A 20,749-nucleotide genomic window follows, 5' to 3' on the forward strand; every position below is an offset into this window, starting at 1 on the left:
AAAAAAGTTGAAGCTTTATCTAAATTCACATCAACCTTAAATAGGATACAGAGCAGTAACATGAAAAAAATTAAATTTGGCACCACCGTCGACACATCAATTGTTCCACCCATTTTTACCTTTTACAACGAAGACAATCAAGCAACCAATGGCAATGTCACCGTATACCATGGAGAAAAAGCGAGTATTGATTACACACTAGATACCCCAGGTTACTATTTTGTAGTACCCGCGATTACCAATAATTTTAATCAGGATGTGGAATATGTAATCTCAGAAAAAGCCCAAAAACTCAGTATCTCCTTTACGCCCAGTGCAGACTATGAAGATATCGGCTTACAGTTGATCATTCAGCACATTTGCACGGGGCAAAAGTATGCGAGCCCTGATCCAAAAATTAAAGCAAAACCAGGCAGAACATAAGCTCTAAATCACGCATACTCAAGTTATTCAAGCCACCGCAAAATGACGATTCTTTTGCGGTAGTTCCCTCACATCCCCCTTTAAAAATAAGACTTTTGCCTTTATCTCGCCGAATGCGACGATACAAAAAATATATTTTTCTTTTTATTTTCAAACAGATAAAAATCAGAAGGAAACAGGAAGGTAAACAATTCACAGATTTAATAGATTAAGCGCTCATCTGGTGTTCACTATGTATTATTCACTATGAGGGACTCGCTTTGACGAATTGTAAGCAATGTAATCTTCAGGCCATATCTGCATCACAATCTACATCGACGCATCCAAATAAACCTGAAACTTCCGAAGTTCCCAGAGGAGACACGCTAGATAACTTAGCCTCAGCTTTGTCATTGATTTGTTCTCAAGACTCAAACAACTTTTTAAGCGCTTTATATCAGATCATCAATGTGCTTGCAGTCGGTGTATTTATTGTTGATGAGAACGGTCAAGTAACTGTCGCAAACGCGCATACCGCAAAAATAGTTGGCAGTTCAAAAGAAGAGCTGCTCGGCAAACAGTGGTGTGAGGTATTAAATGACTGCCACAGAGATGAATACAAGCAACTTTTTAACACCCTAAAACACGATGCTAGTAAAAAACTTAGCCACGGCCCCAAGGAGGTCGTGATTAATCGCAAGGATGGTAAATTTAGCTATGCGGATCTATCCATATCTCGTCTTCCTCAGACAATGGTAAATGCGCAATCAATGTTTATCGGGGTGTTGCATGATTTGTCTAGCCACCACGCCAAATACATGAAGTTAAAAAGACTCTCACGCACCGATCACCTTACCGGCCTTGCTAACCGTAATGCCTTTGATGAAGCATTGAACGAATTATGGATAGAATGCACCAGCAACAATCAGCCCATCAGTGTTTTATTTATTGATATTGATTACTTTAAACAATTTAATGATAGCTATGGTCACGTAAACGGTGACAAGTGCCTCAAAAAGGTAGCAAAAACAATCGCATACTGCGTGCCGTCTCGAGATTGTGTAACCGGTCGATACGGTGGCGAAGAATTTGCGATGATCCTCCCCCGTTGTAACGAGCAAATTGCCGAAGTGGTGGCTAAGCAAGTCCGCAGAAGTATTAATCAACTCAACTTTATTGACCAAGGGCTTCAAGCTCATGCAAAAGTTACCGTAAGCCAAGGTATTGCCTGTGCGGAGAAAGGCAATTTTGAGCAAGTGGAATCCTTACTGCACAGTGCCGATAAATCCTTGTATAAGGCAAAATCAAATGGCCGCGATCGAATAGTGTGTAGCTCCAATCCTGCGATCAGTGATTAGGGTATCGAGGGTACGGAGATAAAATACGACACCTTGCAAAATAAACCACGCAATGGTAGCGTCAATCTAGTTTAAACATTGCCGTTCAAAACATGATTCGACTGATTCTACCTCTGTGCATAGCTGTATTTCTCGCTGGTTGCTCCTCCAATACAAGCAAAACCGAAGACAATAAAGACAATAATAGTATTTATACGCAAGCAGATTATGACTACTTAGCGATTTCAAACCCCGAGACCATGAGCTTGGCGTCAAAGCGAGCGTTAGAGAGAAATTACCATAAATATGAAGAGTGGTTTGGCCGCTTTTATGAGCATGATTTAGGTGGTGACTTTGCGTATGAAAAAGGCGTAATCAGACGAGACCCTTCAAGAGTTTTATTCATCGATGGCTTGTATTATACATGGTACACCCGTTCTACAGGCGAAACATTGGGTTTTGGAACAGGCGACCCTGAGGCCAAAGTTTTCCCTTGGGACAAATCAGAAATATGGTACGCGACCTCCAAAGACGGCTGGGAATGGGATGAGCAAAAAGCAGCCGTTGTACCCGGCGTTAATGGGCGCTACGACGACCGCAGTGTTTTTACCCCCGAAGTCCTCGCGCATGAGGGAAAGTACTACTTGGTATATCAAGCTGTTAAAGCGCCCTACACCGATCGCGTAAAAAACACCGTAGGCATGGCGGTTGCGGACAACCCTGAAGGGCCTTGGCAAGTATTGGATACGCCCATTTTAAGAGCGGCGGATAATGGGCAGTGGTTGGGAGAAGAAGACAATCGCTTTGCGGTGGTCAAACAGGGAGACTTTGATAGCCATAAAGTGCACGATCCAACACTCATGTATTACAAAAATAAGTTTTATCTCTATTATAAAGGCGAGAGAATGGGCGAGCGCATAACAGCTGGCGGACGAGAAATTCGCTGGGGTGTAGCCATCGCAGACAACCCCCTTGGTCCATATGTTAAATCGCCTTACAACCCGATCACCCAGAGTGGCCACGAAATCTGTATTTGGCAACACAAAGAGGGGATGGTGATGATTTCGACAGACGACGGTCCAGAAGCAGGTACGGTACAATGGGCAGAAGACGGCATCAACTTTGAAATTCGAGCCTATATTCCTCATACTCCTGAAGCCATGGGACTAGTCGAATCACTTGATGACGATGCACACCCTATGTCTGCTATTAGCTGGGGCTTGTCTCACCAATACATACTAGCCCCCAATCAACCATGGTGGGCGGGCGACAATGTTATTCGACGTTTTGAGTTTAATCCAATCCACCAGTAAACCGGTTTACGGTTAAATATAGTTACTGCAACAAATGGTATAAGGATAATTTACTCCAGCTTCTTGACATGGTTTAGCTTGGCTGACACTTGAATTATAAACAAGCTGTCACTATGTCTGACTTTCTATACAATTTGACAATTTACTAAGAGTGATTGTTTTTGCGCCCATCTAGATTTCCGCTCAACGAAAATACTGACTTCAATTGGAAGATCATTCGTAAACTCTGGCCTTACCTGCTTGAATTTAAATCTCGCGTTTGGCTGGCTATGTCATGCTTAATTGCAGCAAAACTCGCAAGCATTGCGCTACCCTTTGTACTCAAACACATAGTCGATGATTTAAACACAGACAACGCCATGACACAGGCTATATCTGCAATTGTTGGTCTAATCGTTGCCTATGGTGCTTTGCGGTTGGCAAATGTCTTATTTGGCGAAATCAGAGATACCCTATTTGGCCGAGTCACCGAGCGCGCCATGCGACGCTTAGGGCTGACTGCATTTAAACACTTGCACAACTTAGAGCTGGAGTTTCATCTATCTCGGCAAACCGGTGGTTTGTCTCGCGATATCGAAAGAGGTGTTAGCGGCATTAGTTTTTTAATGCGCTTTATGGTTTTTAATATTGGCCCTACCCTCCTAGAACTCGCTATGGTTGTGGGTGTATTACTCTACAACTACGGCTTTACATTTGCTGGGATCATCCTCGCTTCTGTCGTTGCTTATGTTTGGTTTTCGGTAAAGGCAACAGATTGGCGTACAAAGTATGTAAAAGCACAAAACCTGGCTGATAACGCCTCTAGTACTCGAGCGATTGACAGCTTACTCAACTTCGAAACCGTCCGCTATTTTAGTAACGAAGCCTTTGAAGCCAAACGCTATGATCAAGGCTTGGCGGATTGGGAAACAGCGCGCCGAAAAAACCGCTTATCTTTATTTGCCTTAAACGGTGGGCAAGCCCTTATTATTGCACTAGCCATGACATCCATGTTGGGTCTGGCGGCATACGAAGTCGCGCGTGGTAATATGACGATTGGCGACTTTGTGTTGGTCAATGCCTTTACTATGCAAATATTTATGCCCTTGAATTTTTTAGGCTTTGTGTACAGAGAAATTCGAGGCTCGCTGGCGAACATTGAAAACTTGTTTGAACTGCTCGAACGCAAACCCAAAATTGCCGATATGCCTGATGCACCCGCCCTGCAAGTAACAGAAGCGAACATTAGATTTTCCAAGCTATCATTTGCCTACACGCCTGAGCGTCCAATACTCAAAAATATTGACCTCACTATTCGCTCAGGGCAAAAAGTAGCGGTTGTAGGAGAAAGTGGCTCAGGCAAGTCCACCTTAGTTAAACTCTTATTTCGGTTTTATGACGCACAAAGCGGTAGTATTTTGATTGACGATCAGGATATTAAAACCGTCAGCCAGCTAAGCTTACGAAACGCCATTGCCATCGTGCCGCAAGATACCGTACTGTTTAATGATAGTTTGTACGAAAATATACGCTATGGCCGCCCAGACGCCACTGATAGCGACATTCAGCAAGCCATTGAATTAGCGCACTTGACCCACTTTATTGAAAAGTTACCCAAGGGTCTCGACACACCCGTTGGTGAACGTGGTTTAAAATTATCAGGTGGCGAAAAACAACGTGTCGCCATTGCCCGCGCAGTACTCAAACAATCCCCTATTTTGGTCTTTGACGAAGCCACCAGCTCGCTCGATTCGCAATCAGAAAGCGCCATACTAGGCGCCCTCAAAGCGCTAGCCAAAGGGCACACAAGTCTGGTAATCGCGCACAGACTATCAACTATCGTGGATGCCGATTTAATTGTCGTCATGCACCAAGGAGAAATCGTCGAACAAGGTAGACACGACGAGCTGCTAGCGCAAGGAGGAAAGTACTACGATTTATGGCGCAAGCAGCATGAAAAGCAAACAAGTGATTAAAATAGTATTGCTGTTAATTACTGATAATCGAAGCACCAAATACTGAAAACTTGACCTTATCCTATTCAAATATTAGTGACATGTTTAGTTAATTCCTCTACAAGTCACCCCAAGTAATTTAATACTATCGCCCGTATCAGCGCGCTGTAGATAGCATGCTTCTTGGCTTGTATACAAATTAAACGTGATAGTTTTTACTTTCGTTTGGGGGTTATTCAGCAACTTTCCCTGTACATCATTATTATATGCTTGTTCAACACTCACAGAATGGCTCTGCGTAAATGCTGATTGAGAAAACCTGATATGTCGTCCAAACATGAGCTTACTTGCTGCTGCCTCAATGCTCTGCTTTGTGTCTAGTGAGGTTTCCGTTAAGACTGCAGGAGTTGACTCCGCCTGCGAGGTAAGCTCACAAGCAGTAGTCAAGGATAAGACAGCCATGAATAAAAATGCGTTTTTCATCGTTCCTGCTCACTCGGCTCTTTTACGTCAATGTAGATACTATTTTCTAATAAAAACGAACGATAACGCGCATCATATATACTGACATCAGGCCTTTTTTCAGAGACTTTTTTGGATGCAAATGCAGTCGTTGTCTGGCTTGAAAACACAGGACAAGTCCTATTGTTTATGTGGTGTAATGCAGTTGCGAGCATAGCCTCGTTTTCGTTACCTAACAATTGCTTGAAATCATCGTTTGCGCGACAGCCAGGCAATTCGTCATCAAAACGTGGATTGTCACTAACTTTAAAGCCATCAGAGAACTCACCAAAACCTTTGTCGTTCACACCTTGAAACTGAATAGTAAAATATGTGGTTCCACAATTGTCTGTTGGTTCGAAACCAAAGGGTTTGCCGCAGGTAGTACCACCAATTTGTACGACCTCAATATCGATGCCGCGTAAGCCATTAATTAAAGACTCACTCGCTGAACAAGTGTCTTCAGTGGTGATTACGTAGACTTTGGACAAACCCAAATTAGGTAACGTATTATTCGTAAAGACACCATTTTCCCAATCGATTTCTCGGTCAAAAAACGGGATAGGACGGATTGTGTCGCCTGTCAGCGGATCAATAGTTGGGTGTTGGTCATTAAACTGAAACAACTCAAATACTCGATTATTCGTCTGATTTGGCCCCGCGATCATGTACCCCAGCTGTGCTGACATCGCCACTAATCCGCCGCCGTTGTAACGTAAGTCAAGAACCAAATCGGTGACATTTTCATCAACAAAATACTGAAATGTGTTAATCAACGGGGCTTGAGCCGTGCGTTGGAAACCATCAAAGCGAACATACCCAGTCCGACCGACATCAGTGTCAATAACCTTTGCATTGTTAACGAACGAACTGATAAATGTCCCCGAGGTCAGCGTGACACTATATTGGCTGCCATCTGTTCTCTCAAACGTGAACAAAGTTTCGATACCATCTTCGCTTGGAAACAAAGCCTCATTTATACTGTCAATTTCAGACTGAATATCACTTTCAACAAAATCGATGCTATTGATTTCTACTATTTTATCGCCTCGTTGAACACCGCTGTTTGCATTAGGTGAACTTGCCTCAATAGACGAAACTGTGAAGTTTCTGGGAGGTGCACTTTCAATGAATGCCCAATTGATGCCATAGCCTGAACTACTGCCAGTTTCTGCAAAGGATTCGAACTCTTCGGTTGGCTGAGCAAAATGAAAATTGTCTTTTCTAGCGCCAGACATCGTTCGTTCATTTGTAACTAGCACATCAAAGTATGCCAAGGGAGTCTCAAAGTCCTCTGGGTCTCTGTCAGTAATTTCGTCATACCACAGGTAGGTATTGTTGCTCCATGAACGGAGCCACATTTTTTCGTCAAAACTTGTACCTCGTGTGTCAGGGTAGGCTTCACCATTGATATCCGGCATGGTTCTAACAATTTCGCACTTGTCTTTAAACTCAGACTCGTCGGGAAAAACACCGAATTGCCATTGATTGCCATCAGGCGCCACTGGAGGTGGGTTTGGTGTGGTGGGTTGACGAGTTTGTGATGCACTACCGCCGCCATCGCCGCAGGCACTTAAAAGTGCAGAGAGAGAAAGCGCAGCAAGAATTGGTATGATTTTCATAGAATCTCCGTAAATCCATTTTATACAACATCCTTACCCGCAATGAGCAGGAAGTAAGAAAAGTATACTTAATTCTGCTCGGGTTACAACATTGCAGCTTTCCAACTGAAGCTTGAAAGTCAGCTTCATGGGTGCATTGACTCAAGCGTTTTCAATTGATAATTACTGCATATTCCGTTTTTAACCCCGCCTTAGCAAGTGACAAATCACTATCATCACTTCCACGGCGGTAAAGTATCAAACTTAGGCACATTCTCTGGAAAAATAGCCCATGGCGGGGCAGAGGCAGCGTAGATAGACATCTTGGGCGTATAAGTATTTTTCTTAAGTGAAGTTGCGGCAACGGAATAAAAATTACCCGCGGTAACTTCGGCGCACAACACCGTGCTGCAAGAGTCACAAAAGTGATAGTTGACCGCTTTACCTGAATCACCAACACGGCTGTACAACAATGGGGTACCTTTGGTAAAAGTAAAGTTATCTTTTGGTATCCAAAGCCCAAACCATTTATCTGCTCCTGTGAGAGCTTGGCAGTCTTTGCAATAGCAAAAAATTGAATTAATCGGCTTGTGAACAAAACAAAATTCAATGTCACCACAGTGACAGCTTCCAATTTGTGTTTCCATAATTTTTCCAATTTGGCTTATGTATAGTGGTTATGGGATAAAAAGTTATAATGTTTACTTTCTATTCCAAAGGGAGATTCCATACTAAATTGAATTTATATATGATAAAGAACATATATTAATTTATGACGGCAAAGGCAAATGCCTTATTCAAAAGCACATAAGGACAAAACCCGCGAAAAAATCCTTGAAAACTCATTTGTTCTGTTTGCTACAAAAGGTTTTGAAGGTGTGACCATCGATGAGTTGATGAAAGATTGCGGACTTACCCGAGGGGCGTTTTATGCGCACTTTGCCAGTAAAGCAGAGCTTTACCGAGAGGCTTTAAAATATAGAGCCTGCAGTACCAAACTGGCTAATCTTAAGCCGGATAATACATCCAATAGACAATGGTTAAGCTTGTTACTTAATGCATATCTAAGTTTGGATCATGTCAACGGAGAGCGCACGTTATCCTGTCCATTGGCGTTTTTAGCCGCAGACATAAATATGCAGGACGACACAATAAAAACAGCCTACGCAGAGGTCTACTACGGTATGAATACGGCCATTTTAGAATATGCAATAGGCTACTGTGATTGTGACGAACAGGATGTTCTATCTGTGACGGCAATGATGATTGGCGCGGTCGCGATCGCCAGAACACTTCAAGACAAAGCATCGATTGATAATTTGCTCTGTGCATGCCGGCGAGAAGCCGGCATCAAATTGGGAGGGATATGACCTTGAATAAAGTAGAGGCTGTTTTCATTTGCAATTTTTGCCTTTCAGTCGAGTTTTATTTCTCATCCCAAGTTTAGCTTACTGACTAAAACTCGTACACCTCGGCTTTACTCAACAAGGTATCGGCTTTGATTTTGCTTTGAACACAACGCTTTACTTGTTCATTTGAAAAGACATAGACGCGGTCTTTATTTTTCTTTGCAGAATCCAAACTAAAATTTTGCAATACAAAGGTAATGTGCTCGTCATTCGGCAAAGCCTTTAAGCCACCACCAAAACTACACAAAGCTTGGCTAACTCGGTCTTCGAAGCTTACTAAGAACGACTTGTAGGCTTTCTCACGGGCTTCTTTTTGCTTAGTTACTTGCTCCTTTTTTACGGTCGCAATCTTCTCAGCTCGCGCTTTGATTTGTGCTTCTTTTTCTTTCACTTTGGCAATCGCTTTCTCAAGTGCTTTGGTTTCTGTGTCTAATTCTGCCTTTGCATTTCTATCGGCTGCTCGTTGGCGGAAACGCAAGTCCCTAAGCTCGCGCTCATACTCGCGTGATTCCCAAGCCAGTTCACGGCTCTCGTTTTTCAACTCACGCAAGTGCTCACTCAACTCATGCATGCCCTCTTCAATTTCGATCATTGCATCCGCTGTGACTTCATTCCAATCGACATCGGTTTTAACTTCAAATGAAAAGTCTTCCCCACCGTTAGTGTTAATAGAGAAAATAGGGGTATTAATACCCTCAGGGAAGAATTCGATAAAGCGTTCTGTCAGCCCATCAGAAAAAATAAAGCTGCTCCCAGTGGTGTTAATTTTAAAAACCACGCCTTGTTTTGCCAAGTATGATGCATCAATTGAACGATACCTGACGCCCTTGGGGTCGCTTTCTTGTTTTAAGCTGGTATGAATAATGCCAGACATAATTTCTAGTTCATTGTCCAATCTTTCTAAGTCAGCAGATACAGCCTGATTGATTGCCGCAAGGCTTAACAGGCTAGATAAGGTGAGTGCTCTGATCATGATGATATACCTCGGCTTATTCTTCATTTAAGGTGTCGTTCACTGGTAGCAATGGATCCTGATACGGCGTATCCAGTGAATAAATTTCTTGTTGCAATGAGTTGAGTTGCCTCGCGTAAAAGCGCTGATCATCTTCTCGTTGCTCATTGATAAACTTAATTAATTCGGCAAAATCTTCTCTGCGTTCTTGGCGACTTGAGCTCAATAAATACTCTGTGAGCTGAGCACTACTTTGCTGTTGTTGAGCAGTAAGAGCTTCCACGTATTGCGAAAACATCGCCTGATTTGCTTGCTGGTAGTCAGCAATTTTTGTATCAACGAGTGCTGTCATTTGCGCTTGCGAGGGTGCTGACTGAAATCCCATGGTGATGCGCCCTGCTTCAACATGGATGTTAAAGCCCGTCACGACCATTGCTATCGCCAACACTGACATCGCCATTGACGTTACTGGCATGCCACTCCATTGCCACCACTTTACTCGCTCGGTTGCAATAAAGGTGCTTTCCTTATCCCACGCAGGAATATCACTTTGTTCAAATTGTTGTGCGGTAAACGCAACACTGTTAGCCGTTTCGACATGCTGAGAAAAGCGCTTGTCATGTAGACATAAGTACTCAAATGTTTGTCGCTCTTGCTCGTTTAAGTTGTTCTCCAACCATTTTGCAAGCAGCAGCTCGCGGTCAATATCAAGCATTTTCGACCTCCAAATCCAATTTCAATTTTGCTAAGGCACTGTATAGACGGGATTTCACAGTGTTCGGCGAAATCCCAAGTTGCGCAGCGATTTCATCAAACGTGAACTGACCAAAAAACTTGAGTTCGATGATCGCTTTTTGTGCCAGCGGCAGTTTTTGCATGGCATGAGTTAAGGTCGCACTCGCACAGTCACTCAACATCGTCTGTTCAGGCGTTGCTGCTTCACACGCGGCCTCTGGAATATCTTCATATCCCTGCTCAGGCTTTTTACGCCGATAAAACTCCATACAACGATAATGCGCTATCCTAAATAACCAGCCCTTAAAAGCGCCTTCATTACGGAAATTGCCCAAGCTTCTAAACACCGATACAAAGATATCCTGCATTAAATCAGCGGCATCGTGCCGATTCCCCGTCATCCTCAAGCCATAGTGGAAAATAGCTTGTTCATAGCGCTTTATCAGTGCGAACCAAGCTTTTTTGTTGCCCTTTAGAGCCTGTTGAACAAGCTGTTCATCACGCTTTTCAAACACATTCCTGTCCTAAAACCCGTTTATTGTTTGAATATAATGTCGATGTCATTGCGGATAAAGTTTGATTGTTTTGCTTTTTTTTGAAGTCGGGTGGTGGTCGATGTAATGGTGGCATTACGCACCCATCGATTTTACTGTGCGCGCGCAGTACTATTGATCTCCCCTCAACTGAAACTGCTTGGGAGACACACCCACGACTTTTTTGAATACGCGAGCCATAGCTGAACTATTTTCATAGCCAATCGCTTCAGCCACTTCATTTACCGGTTTTCCCTTTTTAAGCATTGACCTTGCTAAGGTCATTCGCCAGTCCAGTAAATAACTTGCAGGCGTTTGTCCAATCACGTCTTTAAATGAAGCGGCGAATTTGGCTCGCGACATAAACGCTTCGGCTGCCAGTGAGTCCAGTGTCCAATGCTTTGCTGGCTCAGTGTGAATGGCCGCCATTGCCTTCGCTAACTTAGGATGCGCCAATCCCGCCATTAAACCTGTGGTAATTAAATTGTTTTGCAAACATGTACGCAGTATTTCAATAAGAAACAAATCGAGCCAGCGATTAATGGCGGTAATACGTCCATATTCTTCGCTAAACGCCTCCGCAAAGAGTGCATCGCAGATAACCGGAAACTTGGGATATGCTTTCATGGGTAACAATAAATGCGAAGGCAAAGCTTTAGCGATAGGGCTGGTACTTATCTTAGCGTATTCCAAGGTTGCGCATACCAAATCTGCACCAGATTCGGCATCTGGAATAAACCGGTGCTGCTCTCCTCTTGGGAAGAAAATTACGGTAGGCTCTTCTATTCTTAAGCGTTTGCCACGCTTGTCAATGAGGTCAAGGGCACCAGATTTGAGAATGTGTAAGTGCCCGCGCTGACCACTCTCTTCAGAAAAATCTTGAAGGTTACACAAATTACCCGTGAAAAAAACGTCAGCCCTCACGCCAAAGGTTTGTAAAACTAAAGATAAAGGATCCATATCGTTCCAATTATACTAACTGCACACTTTTATAGACCAATTGCGGTTTTATGTCTACAAAAAAACGTATCTTATACCTCGTAGTCGTTGAACAACTTATTTAGCAAAAAAATCACACTTACTAATGAGAGGATATAAACATGAAATTATCAGCCATATTAAAAGCAGCAGCAGTAGCTTCTACACTTACTCTTAGCTCTTTTGTTTTTGCAGCCGACATCGATATGAATGCAGATGCAAATGATGTTGCCATTAAAGGTTATGATACTGTCGCGTATTTTACGCAAGGTAGTGCTGTAGAGGGCAGCAGCAAGTATACGGCAACGTATAAAAATGCCATTTATCAGTTCTCATCAGAAAAAAATCGCGATCTGTTTCGCAGCAACCCAGAAAAGTATGCACCCCAGTACGGCGGTTTCTGTGCCTTTGGCGTAACAATGGAGCGCAAGTTCGATACTGATCCTACAGCATTCAAAATCGTGGATAACAAATTATACTTAAACTTGAACTCACAAGTGCAAGAACGCTGGCTAACTGATGTGCCTGGATTCATCGGCTCAGCTGACGGTATTTGGGGCGATATCAAGTCAAAAACAGACGCTGAATTAGAAGCAGAATAAGCACGCTACAGACCCACAATAAAAAGCGGAGTACAGGTGTAAACAGCCCTACTCCGCTAGTTTATTTTTGGATTTAGCTCTGTCATTGATTCGAGTATTTCCTTTAAAAACTTTGGCCTTGCTCGATGCACCTTTAGTCTTTGACACTGATTAAAAACCATAAACCCTTGCAACTCTCTCCTAAAAGCATGAGCAAAGGCTTCTATTTTTGTTAGCCATGGTTCGACTACAAGATGTTTTATGTTCAGGGTGCCCGTCACTCTATTCACTTTACAATCCACCCTCGCTGTTAATCGCCCATCCCACAATATAGGCAATGAGAAATACCCATATTGCCGCTTAACTTCAGGCACATAACACTCAAGTGTGTAGTCGAAATCTTTTGCCATTAAGGAACCTTCTTCTTTTATGCGCGTTAGCACGTGGTCAATAAGTGCATCGTTGCGGGGATACCAATGCTTTAGGGTGCCGTTTTTCATGGCGTGTTTTCTCGGTAGGCTAAAGCGATAGTCTCTCATGGGTAGGTAAGCCGCGGCATGTGACCAGTATTCAAATGCTTTACCCAATATGATCAGCTCATCCAATTCTTGTTTTTTGTATCGTGAATTTCTGCTCCACAATGTGTGGTGATGCGCTCGCTCGACGACCGATATAGTATCGATTTGGACATAGCCCAAATGCTCAAGGGCTGCGAGTGTTGCGTCAATACTCCGCCCCTCTATGTTATTGTGTGTTAACTTTTGTGATAACAAAACAAGCTTTCTAGCTTGTACGACAGAGATCGATTCGGTCAAAGTTTCATCCTTTACAAATAGTGTATCAACCAGAAATCAGGGTTAATTGTTCAATTTACAAGCACTCACCTTGTGCTATAGTAAATTCAACAATAATTTAACAATAAACCGCAATATACGTTTTACTTAAGGTCTGCTTATATTTTTTTCACTTATACATGGACACCAATAGCGCCGCAGATGACTGTATGCTCTCACATAGGTATAAATTCCACCAATATTAGGGTGTACTTTACTTTATGAGAATTGATTTTGGCATAAAAGCCATTTTCATATTATTGATATTGACGCTTTGCGCTATATTTTTGCATCGAAGTGGTGCCCTAATAATTAGTAAAAATTTATTTGAAAACAATACCATACTTGGATTTTACAAAGTAGATGTTGGAGGTACGCAGTCTTTTTTAGACGACAGCCAGGGCTACTATATTAGTCGTTGTCACATCGACACTTTTGTAGAGGCATACGCGCATTGCGGCTTTGTTTTAAAATTCAGTGATACCGACGAGCAAGGTATTAATCTATCTCATTACGAAAATATAAAAATTGAGGCATCAGTCGAAGGGCCGGACAAATCAATACCTATTCGCTTTATATTACGCAATTTCAACGACAACTACTCTAAAGTCGATGAATATGAATCGCTCAAGTACAATGCACTCGAATACAACCCCAATGACGTGCCGCAAGTCGCTTCTGCGCCTTTGAGTGCCTTCCAAGTGGAGCGATGGTGGATCAAGCAGCGTGACATCCCTTTTGACGAAGCTCAGCCAGAGTTTACCAATATAGTCGAACTTGAGTTAGTCACCGGTGCGCTGAAAGAAACAGGTACCTATGTACTGACCTTAAAACAAGCCACTTTTTCCGGCAATTTAATATCGGAAAGCTCACTTCTCAAACTAGTTATGGTTGCTTGGCTGATGATCATTTTGATCATCAGTTTTCATCAACACTCTCAACTTGAAAAAATTTCGAATACAGACTCTTTAACGGGCTTACTTAACCGAAGAGGGATCATAAAACTATTCGAAAACAAGCGTTTGAATATTTTCTCCAAGCAAAAGCTAACCATGTTTTACTTTGATATCGATGATTTTAAAAGTATCAATGACACGATGGGACACTTGATCGGTGATGAACTGCTGATTAATTTTGCCAACAACATAAAGCAACTCATCACCCGAGAAACTAAAAAAAAGTCCTTATTCTCCAGATTGTCAGGAGACGAATTCGCACTAATATTATTTGATTTTGACAAACAACAATCCTGTGAACTTGCTGAAACAATCATCTCAGAGGTAGCCAAGCCTATTCGCCTGAGTTCGTGCGAATTTACCGTCCATGCGAGCATTGGCATTGCCTCTAAAAATAGCCAAGTAAGTACTTTTCAAGAGTTAATGGGACATGCCGATGCGGCAATGTATCAAGCTAAAAAACTGGGAAAAAATCAGTACAAATATTACGACAAGGAAGTCGAAGAAGCAGTGTACTTGCGAAAAAAATTGGCAGAACACGTTCACAAAGCGGTAAATGAAGGGATGTTCAATTTGCTATTCATGCCTATTGTCGATACCAATACGAGAACCATTGAAAGGGCTGAGGTACTGATTAGGAGTGATTACCCGCCGCTAAAAAAAGCAGGCCCCGCTGAGTTTATTCCCGTTGCTGAAGAATATGGCATCATTGAGAAAATAGATTTGTGGGTATTGGAAAGCGTTTGCAAAATCATCCAAGAGAATACAAAAACCTTCAGTCGATACTCCGAATTTAAAATATGCGTGAATATATCTTCTGTCGAATTACACAACAAACAATTTGTCGAACAAGTTAAGCTATTGTTGAAAAAATATGCAATCAATCCTCGCTTCATTGAGATAGAGATAACCGAAACAAGTTTGGTGTCAACCGATCAAATGAGCTGTGACGTGTTAACTGAGCTCAACGAACTAGGCTTTTCTTTAGCGCTTGACGATTTTGGAACGGGATACACAGCATTTAGCCAGCTCGTCAATTATCCCATTCACTGTTTAAAAATCGATCGGAGTTTTGTGTCTGAAATTGGCAATAAGACTAAAGATGGCGCAATTGTGATCAACGCGATATTGTCCATGGCTAAATCTTATAAACTGGAAACCATAGCAGAAGGCATTGAAACCGACGAACAGTATCAGTATTTAAAGCAACACGGTTGCATGATGATGCAAGGCTACCTATTTTCAAAACCAATGCCGTGGGACGATATTCATCAGTTCATCCTGTAATCTCCCCTAAACTACGGCCTGTTTTCTCGCCATCACTGAAAAGGAATATAGCGGATTGCTTTTATAACATAGCATTCACATTTGAATAAAATAAGCGCATACTGCTAACACCATAGACAACTCAATCGTATTGTTTGACATGAACCTGCTATCTCGGCATTTTGTTCACAAGTGCTTATTGTTTTTTACTTCATTTCTACTATTCGCTTGTGGTGGCTCGTCAGGCTCTACGGATCAATTAGAACAGCCGGCTCCAACACCCTCCCCACCCTCTGCCCCACCGTTAGAAACGCCTGAAGTGCGTGTGGAACTGGAGAGTTGGACTAACACCGGTGGCACATATGATGGTTTTGGTCGTTACGACTTGAGCAATGGCGGCGCGATAAATTTTAATCAGGCAGGTGATTTTGGCGAATACGAAGTGGAATTGCAAAAAGGCCAGTATAGAGTGGTACTTGAGGCATCCACACCAATCATAAAAACACCTACCCAAGTCCAGTTACACATCAACGACTGTTTGGTCACGACGGCAAATGTGCGGGGTACTGAGAGTTGGAATTTATTTGAAGACAACCTCGTTACTGACGAACTTGTGGTCAATACGTCGGGCAAACACACGCTAAAAGTGATTGGCTGGGGAGAAGCAGGTACTTGGCAGTGGAATGCTGATCGCTTAGTGATTACGCGCTTGGGTGATAGCCCTTCAGCCCCTCCTAGCTGCGTCGAACCGCCGGCTTTACCGCCCAAAGTACCGACTGTAGAAGAGGGTTATGATTATGGCGAAATCGTTACTGGGTTTTCTATTTCGCCGAGTCAATATTCAGCTTCATATGCCTATCAAGTATATATCCCCCACACCTACAATATGGATACCAACAAAGGCTTCGATCTCATTATTGTGACGGATGCCGAATGGCATTTTGATAGTTTTGTACGTAATGTTGATCGTCAACAAAGGCAGCTTATTGTGGTAGGCCTAGAAAATTCAGGCCGGAGGAACACTGATTTTAGGCTGCCTTTTGCGCCTACATATATTGATTTTCTCAGTGATGAATTTTTACCTCAAGTATTGAACGCATACAGGGTTAAACAAGACAATATTACTCTAGAAGGCTTTTCTTTCGGTGGTCTAATGGTGGGTTTGGCTTTGCTACTTGATGACACAGAGCAACCCAAATTTAAAAATTTACTGTCTGTTGACGGTGCATTTTGGGATCGTTCAAGCGAGATAAATACGCTACTACAACAAAGGCACGCATCAAATGAGGCCTTAAATGTAAAGGCGGTGTTCGTTGGTGCCAGCACGCAACAAGGAAATGGTACTGTTGTGCGTTCCTTTGCAAACAGCTTAAGGCAAGCCGGCTTTATGGGTGTCGATATTCAAGAACTGTATTATGACGTACCCCACGAGCAGGCCGTGGACATCAGTATTAATGAAAGTTTGAACACGATATATGGTTCTGGAGGCCCTGAGTAGAATTGTGCCAGAATAATTGTTTGGCAAGACTATTGTCTTTTTAAGTGTTTATACTCGCAAAGCACTTAGCTTTTGACAAAATGGGGCGGGACTATTCTTTTATTTGCATATGCAGTAAAAAATAGTCCCGTTATCGTTTTATATAAATATTTGAATTAGAAATGCTGGCTAAAACCTCTAATTACACTTTTGCATTTTTGAGGTAGTCAGCAACCAAAAACGCCATTTCAAGCACTTGATCTGCATTCAAGCGTGGATCACACTGCGTTTTATAAGCCTCAGCTAAATCATCGTCACTAATTTGGTAAGCGCCACCAGTGCACTCTGTAACATGCTGACCGGTCATTTCTAAGTGGATCCCACCCGCATGCGTCCCTTCTGCCGCATGAGCGTCAAAAAATTGCTTAATTTCTCGCAAAATCGCATCGAAGTTTCTGGTTTTAAAGCCACTTGATGCTTTGAAGGTATTGCCGTGCATGGGGTCTGAACTCCACACAACGTGACGTCCCTCCGCCTTTACCCTACGTAACAGTCTTGGTAGGTTATTTGCTAAGTTATCCGCGCCCATTCTTGTGATCAGGGTCAGGCGACCGGGGATATTATCTGGATTTAAGGCATCAATGAGTTGTATCAACTCATCTTCACCCATAGTTGGACCGACTTTGACACCAATTGGATTGTTGATTCCACTAAAAAATTCGACATGCGCGTGATCGAGCTGACGCGTGCGCTCACCGATCCATAGCATATGAGCAGAACAGTTGTATGGCTTGCCTGTTAAGGTATCAATTCTTGTTAGTGCCTGCTCATAGTTTAACAGCAAGGCTTCATGGCTTGTGAATAACGAAGTCTCGTGTAGCGCTGAAGTGTTCTCACTGTTTAGACCTATCACCTCCATAAAACCAAGTGTATCTTGAATGCGCTCGGCTAAATCTTGATACTTATCTTTTAGAGGATTGTTCTCCAAAAACGTCATGTTCCAGCGATTAACTTGATGTAAGTCCGCTAAGCCACCTTGGGCAAACGCCCTTAGCAAATTGAGTGTAGAAGCACTGCGGTGATAAGCGTCGAGCATACGTTGCGGGTCAGGTTCACGCGCTTCTTTAGTAAATTCAAAGCTATTGATAATGTCACCGCGATAGGAGGGTAAGGCAACGCCATTTATTTCCTCAAAATCAGCAGAACGCGGCTTGGCATATTGCCCTGCCATACGCGCGACTTTAGTAACAGGACATCTACCCGCAAAGGTTAACACGACAGCCATTTGCAGCATGACTTTAAAGGTATCCCTGATTTTAGGCGCATTAAACTCGTCAAAAGACTCAGCACAATCCCCCCCTTGCAGTAAAAAACCATGTCCCATTGCCACGTCGCCAAGTTGCTTGTAGAGTTGGCGCGTTTCTTCTGCAAATACAAGTGGCGGATAGCTTGCCAGTTTGTTTTCAACCTCAAGGAGTTTAGCTTTGTCATTGTATGAAGGTTGTTGAAGAATAGGCTTTTGTCGCCAGCTGTCTACACGCCAATCAGTCACTGTATGTCCTCTTAAAATGTTGTGCCAAAATTTGGGCGATAAAGGATACCACAATATGATTAAAATATCGTATCAAGCGGTGAATATTTCTTTTTGAATGTAGGGTTGGATTATCCTTTAACAAAGCATTAATTGCGATTCTTGGCGAGTAACGGGTAAATCGTCTAAGTCTGCACTAAACGATTTGTCTAGCTGATTTAACAAATCAATCAATGCACGCCCCACGGCATAAGCAAGGTTTACTGGTACTGCATTACCTATTTGTTTATATTGAGCGGTTATGGAGCCACTGAATGACCAATCGTCAGGGAAGGTCTGAATACGAGCATATTCTCTAACAGTCAAAGGCCTTGTCTCCTCAGGATGACACCTCTCAGTTTGTTTTTGTGCTGGTGCACAAGTCAAGGTCAAGCTAGGCTCATCCCATGACAATCGCCGTGCCATTCCGGTTTTTCCACCGCCTAGAAAGTAACTTTTTTGCATATATTCACGTTGGATGTCATCTGGCAAGTCTCGCCAATAACCGCCTTGAGGGACGAGTGCCAATATCTCTTTTTTTCTTTTTGGGTATGATTGACCGATTGAATCAGGAACATCTGTCGAATACAAGACGCCTTTTTTCAGTGCATCTTTTAAGGTCAATATTCTGGTGAAAGGTGAAGGCCAAGTAAACTTGGCGTCACCAGTCAGGTCTTTTCTAATACCAACCAAAAATAAGCGTTCACGCTTTTGAGGGACTTGGTAAAATACAGCTTTAAGCACTCTCGGCTCAATCAATTCATAGCCAAGTTCATCAATCACGTTTTTAATAGCACTCAGAGTTTTTCCGTCTTCATGATTCAATAATCCTCTTACGTTTTCGGCGACAATGACTTTCGGGTTTGTTTCTTTCACTGCTCGAGCAAATTCAAAAAACAGTGTTCCTCGAGTATCTTCAAAGCCTAGTTTTTTTCCGGCATAAGAAAAAGCCTGACACGGAAAACCGCCCGACAATATATCTATCTTATTTTTGTATGGGGTAAAATCGATATCTGCCACATCACCTTCGACCACGTTCCAATTTGGACGGTTCGTTCTCAATGTATTACAAGCATGCTTATCAAATTCGTTTAAAAATACAGATTCAAACCCTGCTTTTTCGAGCCCCAGAGCTAAGCCGCCTGCGCCTGCGAATAACTCTAACAATCTATAATTTCTATTCGGTTTAATAGAAATTTCGTTATCCCAGTTACTGTTAAACAGCACTTGAGCTTGTTCAAAGTGTTCTAATTGCGACTTATGATATACCCGATAATTGTTAATTGGATGACGTTGAGGAATGAGGGTGCCATTGTTGTCCCATCGACGCAAAGTTTCTTTAGAAACACTTAAGATATCTGCCACTTCGGCAATTGAGTAATATTCTGGAGACATAATAGTAGGGACATACTGCTAAACTATGATCATGGTTACAACTGTATAAAGTAACAGTTGTTTTGTCAAACCTTATTCATGGTTATTTTTCTATGTAGGCATTGACGAAATACTGCTTAAACAAACTTTTATCTTGTATTTCAAAATTAGGCTCGTTGAAGTCGTTTCGATAAATGTCTTCTATGATATCTGGCAGTGCTTCATACAACTCTGATAGCGCATTTTTTCTTCCAGTCACTAGCTGATAAAAACTTGCACCATCAGTGATTCTAATTAACTCATTCGGTGGGCATTTAATCCCTTTGTCTTTGTCAGATGGTTCAAAAGTCGTATCAAATCGCTCTGGCTTTTTAGGAATTATATTGACAAAGTATGAGGTATAACCTTTATATTGGCTTGCTTTTGGCGTCACCAAACGTTCTAGGGAGTTATATTGATCTGCTAGCTTTCCACCAGTTACGGTATTGTATTTATTTTTTACTTCCGCAATAATTTTCTTTTCATGGCAAACTAAATCTACTACACCACCGGTGCCCAAATCTTGCCAACCTACAACACTACCAAGTATTTTTTGGTGTAAATTACCTATGTGATTGGTTAGTGTTTTTTGACACTGTCGAACCATCTCAGAATTTTTCCACGTTTCGTGGTTTACACCTGACACTGCTGAGTCGAATAATGAAGAAAAAGGATCAATGACGTTTTTTTCGAAATCGCGAATAACAGCTTGCTTTTTTTTGCGGCCGATCATCAGTACGTCTTTGACTAGGCCTTGGATAATTTCATCTTTTAAATAAGGGAGATATGCCAATTCATTAATTTCCTTATCTTTTTTTGTTTGTACACGACGTGATTATAGTTTGAAGTTTATCCTCTTTCGTCGCAAGATTTATTTTTTATGGATAAAACATCAAACCCTATATGATACTCGCAGTGGTTTTGCTTACAATGCTGAGGAAGTCCGCATACACCCTGT

Annotated in this window: 19 protein-coding genes; 8 read left to right on the forward strand and 11 right to left on the reverse strand. The window is 42.3% G+C overall.

Annotated features, from left to right (window positions below; genetic code table 11):
- The first annotated feature begins 60 nt into the window (after window positions 1–60).
- The 4 genes from ACFOHL_RS01450 (at window position 61) to ACFOHL_RS01465 (ending at window position 5,007) form a co-directional block, all read left to right on the forward strand.
- A complete protein-coding gene (locus ACFOHL_RS01450) occupies window positions 61–423 on the forward strand; it encodes a DP-EP family protein (RefSeq protein ID WP_376918417.1) in 363 nt (120 codons plus the stop codon).
- Between the two features lie 260 nt (window positions 424–683).
- The gene (locus ACFOHL_RS01455; RefSeq protein WP_376918418.1) at window positions 684–1,760 is read left to right on the forward strand and encodes a sensor domain-containing diguanylate cyclase; all 1,077 of its coding nucleotides are present in this window, start codon (window positions 684–686) and stop codon (window positions 1,758–1,760) included.
- Window positions 1,761–1,852: 92 nt separating this feature from the next.
- Window positions 1,853–3,052 carry a glycoside hydrolase family 117 protein gene (locus tag ACFOHL_RS01460; RefSeq protein WP_376918419.1) on the forward strand — a complete coding sequence of 400 codons (1,200 nt, stop codon included), beginning with the start codon at window positions 1,853–1,855 and terminating at the stop codon, window positions 3,050–3,052.
- A gap of 161 nt (window positions 3,053–3,213) precedes the next feature.
- Complete coding sequence (locus tag ACFOHL_RS01465; RefSeq protein WP_376918420.1) at window positions 3,214–5,007, forward strand: ABCB family ABC transporter ATP-binding protein/permease; 1,794 nt, start codon at window positions 3,214–3,216, stop codon at window positions 5,005–5,007.
- Window positions 5,008–5,091: 84 nt separating this feature from the next.
- Here ACFOHL_RS01465 and ACFOHL_RS01470 read toward each other — a convergent pair whose 3' ends face one another.
- The 3 genes from ACFOHL_RS01470 to ACFOHL_RS01480 all read right to left on the reverse strand — a co-directional run bounded on the left by ACFOHL_RS01470 (window position 5,092) and on the right by ACFOHL_RS01480 (window position 7,735).
- Window positions 5,092–5,469: a hypothetical protein gene (locus tag ACFOHL_RS01470; RefSeq protein WP_376918421.1), complete on the reverse strand. Its 378-nt coding sequence runs from the start codon at window positions 5,467–5,469 to the stop codon at window positions 5,092–5,094.
- Window positions 5,466–7,109, reverse strand: coding sequence for a S41 family peptidase (locus ACFOHL_RS01475; protein ID WP_376918422.1), 1,644 nt, complete (start codon window positions 7,107–7,109; stop codon window positions 5,466–5,468). The genes ACFOHL_RS01470 and ACFOHL_RS01475 overlap by 4 nt, the downstream gene beginning before the upstream one ends.
- A 215-nt stretch (window positions 7,110–7,324) precedes the next feature.
- Window positions 7,325–7,735 (reverse strand): GFA family protein, encoded by a 411-nt coding sequence (locus ACFOHL_RS01480; protein WP_376918423.1) that lies wholly within the window; start codon window positions 7,733–7,735, stop codon window positions 7,325–7,327.
- 141 nt (window positions 7,736–7,876) lie between these two features.
- On the opposite strand from ACFOHL_RS01480, the gene ACFOHL_RS01485 reads away from it, so the two are divergent.
- Entirely contained in the window at window positions 7,877–8,458 is a 582-nt protein-coding gene (locus tag ACFOHL_RS01485) for a TetR/AcrR family transcriptional regulator (RefSeq protein ID WP_376918424.1), read from the forward strand.
- Window positions 8,459–8,543: 85 nt separating this feature from the next.
- Here ACFOHL_RS01485 and ACFOHL_RS01490 read toward each other — a convergent pair whose 3' ends face one another.
- The 4 genes from ACFOHL_RS01490 to ACFOHL_RS01505 all read right to left on the reverse strand — a co-directional run bounded on the left by ACFOHL_RS01490 (window position 8,544) and on the right by ACFOHL_RS01505 (window position 11,677).
- Complete coding sequence (locus ACFOHL_RS01490; protein WP_376918425.1) at window positions 8,544–9,470, reverse strand: hypothetical protein; 927 nt, start codon at window positions 9,468–9,470, stop codon at window positions 8,544–8,546.
- A gap of 16 nt (window positions 9,471–9,486) precedes the next feature.
- Window positions 9,487–10,164, reverse strand: a complete 678-nt coding sequence (locus ACFOHL_RS01495) for a hypothetical protein (protein ID WP_376918426.1) — start codon at window positions 10,162–10,164, stop codon at window positions 9,487–9,489.
- Window positions 10,157–10,699, reverse strand: coding sequence for an RNA polymerase sigma factor (locus tag ACFOHL_RS01500; RefSeq protein ID WP_376918427.1), 543 nt, complete (start codon window positions 10,697–10,699; stop codon window positions 10,157–10,159). Before ACFOHL_RS01500 ends, ACFOHL_RS01495 begins: the two co-directional genes overlap by 8 nt.
- A 150-nt stretch (window positions 10,700–10,849) precedes the next feature.
- On the reverse strand, window positions 10,850–11,677 hold the full coding sequence (locus ACFOHL_RS01505; protein WP_376918428.1) for a helix-turn-helix transcriptional regulator: 828 nt from the start codon (window positions 11,675–11,677) through the stop codon (window positions 10,850–10,852).
- 140 nt (window positions 11,678–11,817) lie between these two features.
- On the opposite strand from ACFOHL_RS01505, the gene ACFOHL_RS01510 reads away from it, so the two are divergent.
- Window positions 11,818–12,297, forward strand: coding sequence for a YHS domain-containing (seleno)protein (locus ACFOHL_RS01510; RefSeq protein WP_376918429.1), 480 nt, complete (start codon window positions 11,818–11,820; stop codon window positions 12,295–12,297).
- Between the two features lie 56 nt (window positions 12,298–12,353).
- Here the strand turns inward: ACFOHL_RS01510 and ACFOHL_RS01515 are convergent, their stop codons facing one another.
- Window positions 12,354–13,091, reverse strand: a complete 738-nt coding sequence (locus ACFOHL_RS01515) for a DNA glycosylase AlkZ-like family protein (RefSeq protein ID WP_376918430.1) — start codon at window positions 13,089–13,091, stop codon at window positions 12,354–12,356.
- Window positions 13,092–13,330: 239 nt separating this feature from the next.
- Between ACFOHL_RS01515 and ACFOHL_RS01520 the strand changes: the two genes are divergently transcribed.
- Both ACFOHL_RS01520 and ACFOHL_RS01525 read left to right on the forward strand, forming a co-directional pair.
- Window positions 13,331–15,352, forward strand: a complete 2,022-nt coding sequence (locus ACFOHL_RS01520) for a putative bifunctional diguanylate cyclase/phosphodiesterase (RefSeq protein ID WP_376918431.1) — start codon at window positions 13,331–13,333, stop codon at window positions 15,350–15,352.
- Window positions 15,353–15,491: 139 nt separating this feature from the next.
- Window positions 15,492–16,829: an alpha/beta hydrolase-fold protein gene (locus ACFOHL_RS01525; RefSeq protein WP_376918432.1), complete on the forward strand. Its 1,338-nt coding sequence runs from the start codon at window positions 15,492–15,494 to the stop codon at window positions 16,827–16,829.
- Window positions 16,830–17,010: 181 nt separating this feature from the next.
- On the opposite strand, the gene ACFOHL_RS01530 is transcribed toward ACFOHL_RS01525, so the two are convergent.
- The 3 genes from ACFOHL_RS01530 to ACFOHL_RS01540 form a co-directional block, all read right to left on the reverse strand.
- Entirely contained in the window at window positions 17,011–18,360 is a 1,350-nt protein-coding gene (locus tag ACFOHL_RS01530) for a class II 3-deoxy-7-phosphoheptulonate synthase (protein WP_376918433.1), read from the reverse strand.
- A 117-nt stretch (window positions 18,361–18,477) separates the two neighbouring features.
- Window positions 18,478–19,773, reverse strand: a complete 1,296-nt coding sequence (dcm, locus tag ACFOHL_RS01535; protein ID WP_376918434.1) for a DNA (cytosine-5-)-methyltransferase — start codon at window positions 19,771–19,773, stop codon at window positions 18,478–18,480.
- Between the two features lie 82 nt (window positions 19,774–19,855).
- Window positions 19,856–20,584: an Eco47II family restriction endonuclease gene (locus tag ACFOHL_RS01540; protein WP_376918435.1), complete on the reverse strand. Its 729-nt coding sequence runs from the start codon at window positions 20,582–20,584 to the stop codon at window positions 19,856–19,858.
- Window positions 20,585–20,749: the final 165 nt, after the last annotated feature.

This window comes from Agaribacter flavus (genome assembly GCF_042646125.1).
Classification (GTDB): domain Bacteria; phylum Pseudomonadota; class Gammaproteobacteria; order Enterobacterales; family Alteromonadaceae; genus Glaciecola; species Glaciecola flavus.